General features: G+C 49.4%; 1 tRNA gene and 3 rRNA genes. All 4 read left to right on the forward strand.

Annotation, left to right across the window (positions count from 1 at the left end):
* Window positions 1-13 precede the first annotated feature (13 nt).
* Window positions 14-1,562: ribosomal RNA gene (locus ACHBIE_RS10710) — 16S ribosomal RNA — on the forward strand.
* Window positions 1,563-1,646: 84 nt separating this feature from the next.
* Window positions 1,647-1,719 (forward strand) — tRNA-Ala (locus tag ACHBIE_RS10715).
* A 276-nt stretch (window positions 1,720-1,995) separates the two neighbouring features.
* Window positions 1,996-4,898, forward strand: a 23S ribosomal RNA gene (locus ACHBIE_RS10720).
* A gap of 208 nt (window positions 4,899-5,106) precedes the next feature.
* Window positions 5,107-5,221: ribosomal RNA gene (gene rrf / locus ACHBIE_RS10725) — 5S ribosomal RNA — on the forward strand; the annotation flags it as partial.

Genomic DNA, 5,221 nt, shown 5'->3' on the forward strand with positions numbered 1-5,221 from the left:
CGGACAAACTAATTTTAATGAGAGTTTGATCCTGGCTCAGGACGAACGCTGGCGGCGTGCCTAATACATGCAAGTAGAACGCTGAAGGAGGGAGCTTGCTTCTTCCGGATGAGTTGCGAACGGGTGAGTAACGCGTAGGTAACCTGCCTCATAGCGGGGGATAACTATTGGAAACGATAGCTAATACCGCATAACAGTATTTACCGCATGGTAGATGCTTGAAAGGAGCAACTGCTTCACTATGAGATGGACCTGCGTTGTATTAGCTAGTTGGTGGGGTAAAGGCCCACCAAGGCGACGATACATAGCCGACCTGAGAGGGTGATCGGCCACACTGGGACTGAGACACGGCCCAGACTCCTACGGGAGGCAGCAGTAGGGAATCTTCGGCAATGGGGGCAACCCTGACCGAGCAACGCCGCGTGAGTGAAGAAGGTTTTCGGATCGTAAAGCTCTGTTGTAAGAGAAGAACTGTGAGAAGAGTGGAAAGTTTCTCACTTGACGGTATCTTACCAGAAAGGGACGGCTAACTACGTGCCAGCAGCCGCGGTAATACGTAGGTCCCGAGCGTTGTCCGGATTTATTGGGCGTAAAGCGAGCGCAGGCGGTTTGATAAGTCTGAAGTAAAAGGCTGTGGCTTAACCATAGTACGCTTTGGAAACTGTCAAACTTGAGTGCAGAAGGGGAGAGTGGAATTCCATGTGTAGCGGTGAAATGCGTAGATATATGGAGGAACACCGGTGGCGAAAGCGGCTCTCTGGTCTGTAACTGACGCTGAGGCTCGAAAGCGTGGGGAGCGAACAGGATTAGATACCCTGGTAGTCCACGCCGTAAACGATGAGTGCTAGGTGTTGGGTCCTTTCCGGGACTCAGTGCCGCAGCTAACGCATTAAGCACTCCGCCTGGGGAGTACGACCGCAAGGTTGAAACTCAAAGGAATTGACGGGGGCCCGCACAAGCGGTGGAGCATGTGGTTTAATTCGAAGCAACGCGAAGAACCTTACCAGGTCTTGACATCCCTCTGACCGCCCTAGAGATAGGGTTTCTCTTCGGAGCAGAGGTGACAGGTGGTGCATGGTTGTCGTCAGCTCGTGTCGTGAGATGTTGGGTTAAGTCCCGCAACGAGCGCAACCCCTATTGTTAGTTGCCATCATTTAGTTGGGCACTCTAGCGAGACTGCCGGTAATAAACCGGAGGAAGGTGGGGATGACGTCAAATCATCATGCCCCTTATGACCTGGGCTACACACGTGCTACAATGGCTGGTACAACGAGTCGCAAGTCGGTGACGGCAAGCTAATCTCTTAAAGCCAGTCTCAGTTCGGATTGTAGGCTGCAACTCGCCTACATGAAGTCGGAATCGCTAGTAATCGCGGATCAGCACGCCGCGGTGAATACGTTCCCGGGCCTTGTACACACCGCCCGTCACACCACGAGAGTTTGTAACACCCGAAGTCGGTGAGGTAACCTTTTAGGAGCCAGCCGCCTAAGGTGGGATAGATGATTGGGGTGAAGTCGTAACAAGGTAGCCGTATCGGAAGGTGCGGCTGGATCACCTCCTTTCTAAGGATAAGGAACCTGTACGTTAGTCTTCTTTAATTTTGAGAGGTTTTGTTAAAAAACCTACCCAAGACACATAAGGTGTACGGGGCCTTAGCTCAGCTGGGAGAGCGCCTGCTTTGCACGCAGGAGGTCAGCGGTTCGATCCCGCTAGGCTCCATTAACAACGGAAGTTGTTAAGCTTGTCCATTGAAAATTGAATATCTATCAAACATTCCTTTATGTATGAAAGTACATATAGAAATAGTAACAAGAAAATAAACCGAAAACGCTGTGAATATTTAATGAGTTTAATTAAGTTACGAAGACGTTAAAGAAAACGTATGATTTTAGGAAATCATCGCAGTAGTCTTAGGACTACAAGGGGATTTATCTAAATCACTAGTTTTCTAGTCTGAGTACAATTTCTAATTTTTGAAAAAAATTAGGTTAATAAGGTTAAGTTAATAAGGGCGCACGGTGGATGCCTTGGCACTAGAAGCCGATGAAGGACGTGACAAACGACGAAATGCTTTGGGGAGCTGTAAGTGAGCGTAGATCCAGAGATGTCCGAATGGGGGAACCCGGCAGGTTGATGCCTGTCATCACTAGTTGTTAAGACTAGTAGAAGGAAGACGCAGTGAACTGAAACATCTAAGTAGCTGCAGGAAGAGAAAGCAAAAGCGATTGCCTTAGTAGCGGCGAGCGAAACGGCAGGAGGGCAAACCGAAGAGTTTACTCTTCGGGGTTGTAGGACTGCAATGTGGACTTAAAGAGTATAGACGAAGATTCTGGGAAGGGTCGCCAAAGAGAGTAACAGCCTCGTAGTCGAAATAGTCTTTATACCTAGCAGTATCCTGAGTACGGCGAGACACGCGAAATCTCGTCGGAATCTGGGAGGACCATCTCCCAACCCTAAATACTCTCTAGTGACCGATAGTGAACCAGTACCGTGAGGGAAAGGTGAAAAGCACCCCGGAAGGGGAGTGAAATAGAACCTGAAACCGTGTGCCTACAACAAGTTCGAGCCCGTTAATGGGTGAGAGCGTGCCTTTTGTAGAATGAACCGGCGAGTTACGTTATGATGCGAGGTTAAGTTGAAGAGACGGAGCCGTAGGGAAACCGAGTCTTAATAGGGCGCATTAGTATTATGACGTAGACCCGAAACCATGTGACCTACCCATGAGCAGGTTGAAGGTGCGGTAAGACGCACTGGAGGACCGAACCAGGGCACGTTGAAAAGTGCTTGGATGACTTGTGGGTAGCGGAGAAATTCCAAACGAACTTGGAGATAGCTGGTTCTCTCCGAAATAGCTTTAGGGCTAGCGTCGACATTAAGAATCTTGGAGGTAGAGCACTGTTTGGATGAGGGGGCCATCTCGGTTTACTGATTTCAGATAAACTCCGAATGCCAATGATTTATGGTCGGCAGTCAGACTGCGAGTGCTAAGATCCGTAGTCGAAAGGGAAACAGCCCAGACCACCAGCTAAGGTCCCAAAATATATGTTAAGTGGAAAAGGATGTGGGGTTGCACAGACAACTAGGATGTTAGCTTAGAAGCAGCTATTCATTCAAAGAGTGCGTAATAGCTCACTAGTCGAGTGACCCTGCGCCGAAAATGTACCGGGGCTAAAACATATTACCGAAGCTGTGGATACCACAATGTGGTATGGTAGGAGAGCGTTCTATAGGCGATGAAGGTGTACCGTGAGGAGCGCTGGAGCGTATAGAAGTGAGAATGCCGGTATGAGTAGCGCAAGATGGGTGAGAATCCCATCCACCGTAAGACTAAGGTTTCCAGGGGAAGGCTCGTCCGCCCTGGGTTAGTCGGGACCTAAGGAGAGACCGAAAGGTGTATCCGATGGACAACAGGTTGATATTCCTGTACTAGAGTATGAAGTGATGGAGGGACGCAGTAGGCTAACTAAAGCCGGCGATTGGAAGTGCCGGTCTAAGCAGTGAGGTGTGATATGAGTCAAATGCTTGTATCTGTAACATTGAGCTGTGATGGGGAGCGAAGTTTAGTAGCGAAGTTAGTGACGTCACACTGCCGAGAAAATCTTCTAGCGTTGTATCATACTCTACCCGTACCGCAAACCGACACAGGTAGTCGAGGCGAGTAGCCTCAGGTGAGCGAGAGAACTCTCGTTAAGGAACTCGGCAAAATGACCCCGTAACTTCGGGAGAAGGGGTGCTGTCTTAAAGGCAGCCGCAGTGAATAGGCCCAAGCAACTGTTTATCAAAAACACAGCTCTCTGCTAAATCGTAAGATGATGTATAGGGGGTGACGCCTGCCCGGTGCTGGAAGGTTAAGAGGAGGGTTTAGCGTAAGCGAAGATCTGAATTGAAGCCCCAGTAAACGGCGGCCGTAACTATAACGGTCCTAAGGTAGCGAAATTCCTTGTCGGGTAAGTTCCGACCCGCACGAAAGGCGTAATGATTTGGGCACTGTCTCAACGAGAGACTCGGTGAAATTTTAGTACCTGTGAAGATGCAGGTTACCCGCGACAGGACGGAAAGACCCCATGGAGCTTTACTGCAGTTTGATATTGAGTATCTGTACCACATGTACAGGATAGGTAGGAGCCGATGATTCCGGAACGCCAGTTTCGGAGGAGGCGCTGTTGGGATACTACCCTTGTGTTATGGCTACTCTAACCCGGATAGGTTATCCCTATCGGAGACAGTGTCTGACGGGCAGTTTGACTGGGGCGGTCGCCTCCTAAAAGGTAACGGAGGCGCCCAAAGGTTCCCTCAGATTGGTTGGAAATCAATCGCAGAGTGTAAAGGTATAAGGGAGCTTGACTGCGAGAGCTACAACTCGAGCAGGGACGAAAGTCGGGCTTAGTGATCCGGTGGTTCCGTATGGAAGGGCCATCGCTCAACGGATAAAAGCTACCCTGGGGATAACAGGCTTATCTCCCCCAAGAGTTCACATCGACGGGGAGGTTTGGCACCTCGATGTCGGCTCGTCGCATCCTGGGGCTGTAGTCGGTCCCAAGGGTTGGGCTGTTCGCCCATTAAAGCGGCACGCGAGCTGGGTTCAGAACGTCGTGAGACAGTTCGGTCCCTATCCGTCGCGGGCGTAGGAAATTTGAGAGGATCTGCTCCTAGTACGAGAGGACCAGAGTGGACTTACCGCTGGTGTACCAGTTGTCTTGCCAAAGGCATCGCTGGGTAGCTATGTAGGGAAGGGATAAACGCTGAAAGCATCTAAGTGTGAAACCCACCTCAAGATGAGATTTCCCATAACTTTATGTTAGTAAGAGCCCTGAGAGAAGATCAGGTAGATAGGTTGGAAGTGGAAGTGTGGCGACACATGTAGCGGACCAATACTAATCGCTCGAGGACTTATCCTAGATAAGAAAAATTCAACGAAGTCAATATTGACAGCGTGGTTGTTTCTTGTTAGAATATAGATATTCAATTTTGAGTGGATAAAGTGAAGTAACGAGGGCGTTACAAAATCCGTAAGAAAATAGGAAACTGACGCAGAGTCTGTAGACTCTAGGAAGTTTATCTTTTTCACTAGGATTTTAGTCCGAGTACAATTCCATTCAACAGAAGTTAAGTGACGATAGCCTAGGAGATACACCTGTTCCCATGCCGAACACAGCAGTTAAGCCCTAGAACGCCTGAAGTAGTTGGGGGTTGCCCCCTGTTAGATACGGTAGTCGCTTAG

Source organism: Streptococcus sp. A23, from assembly GCF_043674155.1.
GTDB classification, from domain to species: domain Bacteria; phylum Bacillota; class Bacilli; order Lactobacillales; family Streptococcaceae; genus Streptococcus; species Streptococcus suis_V.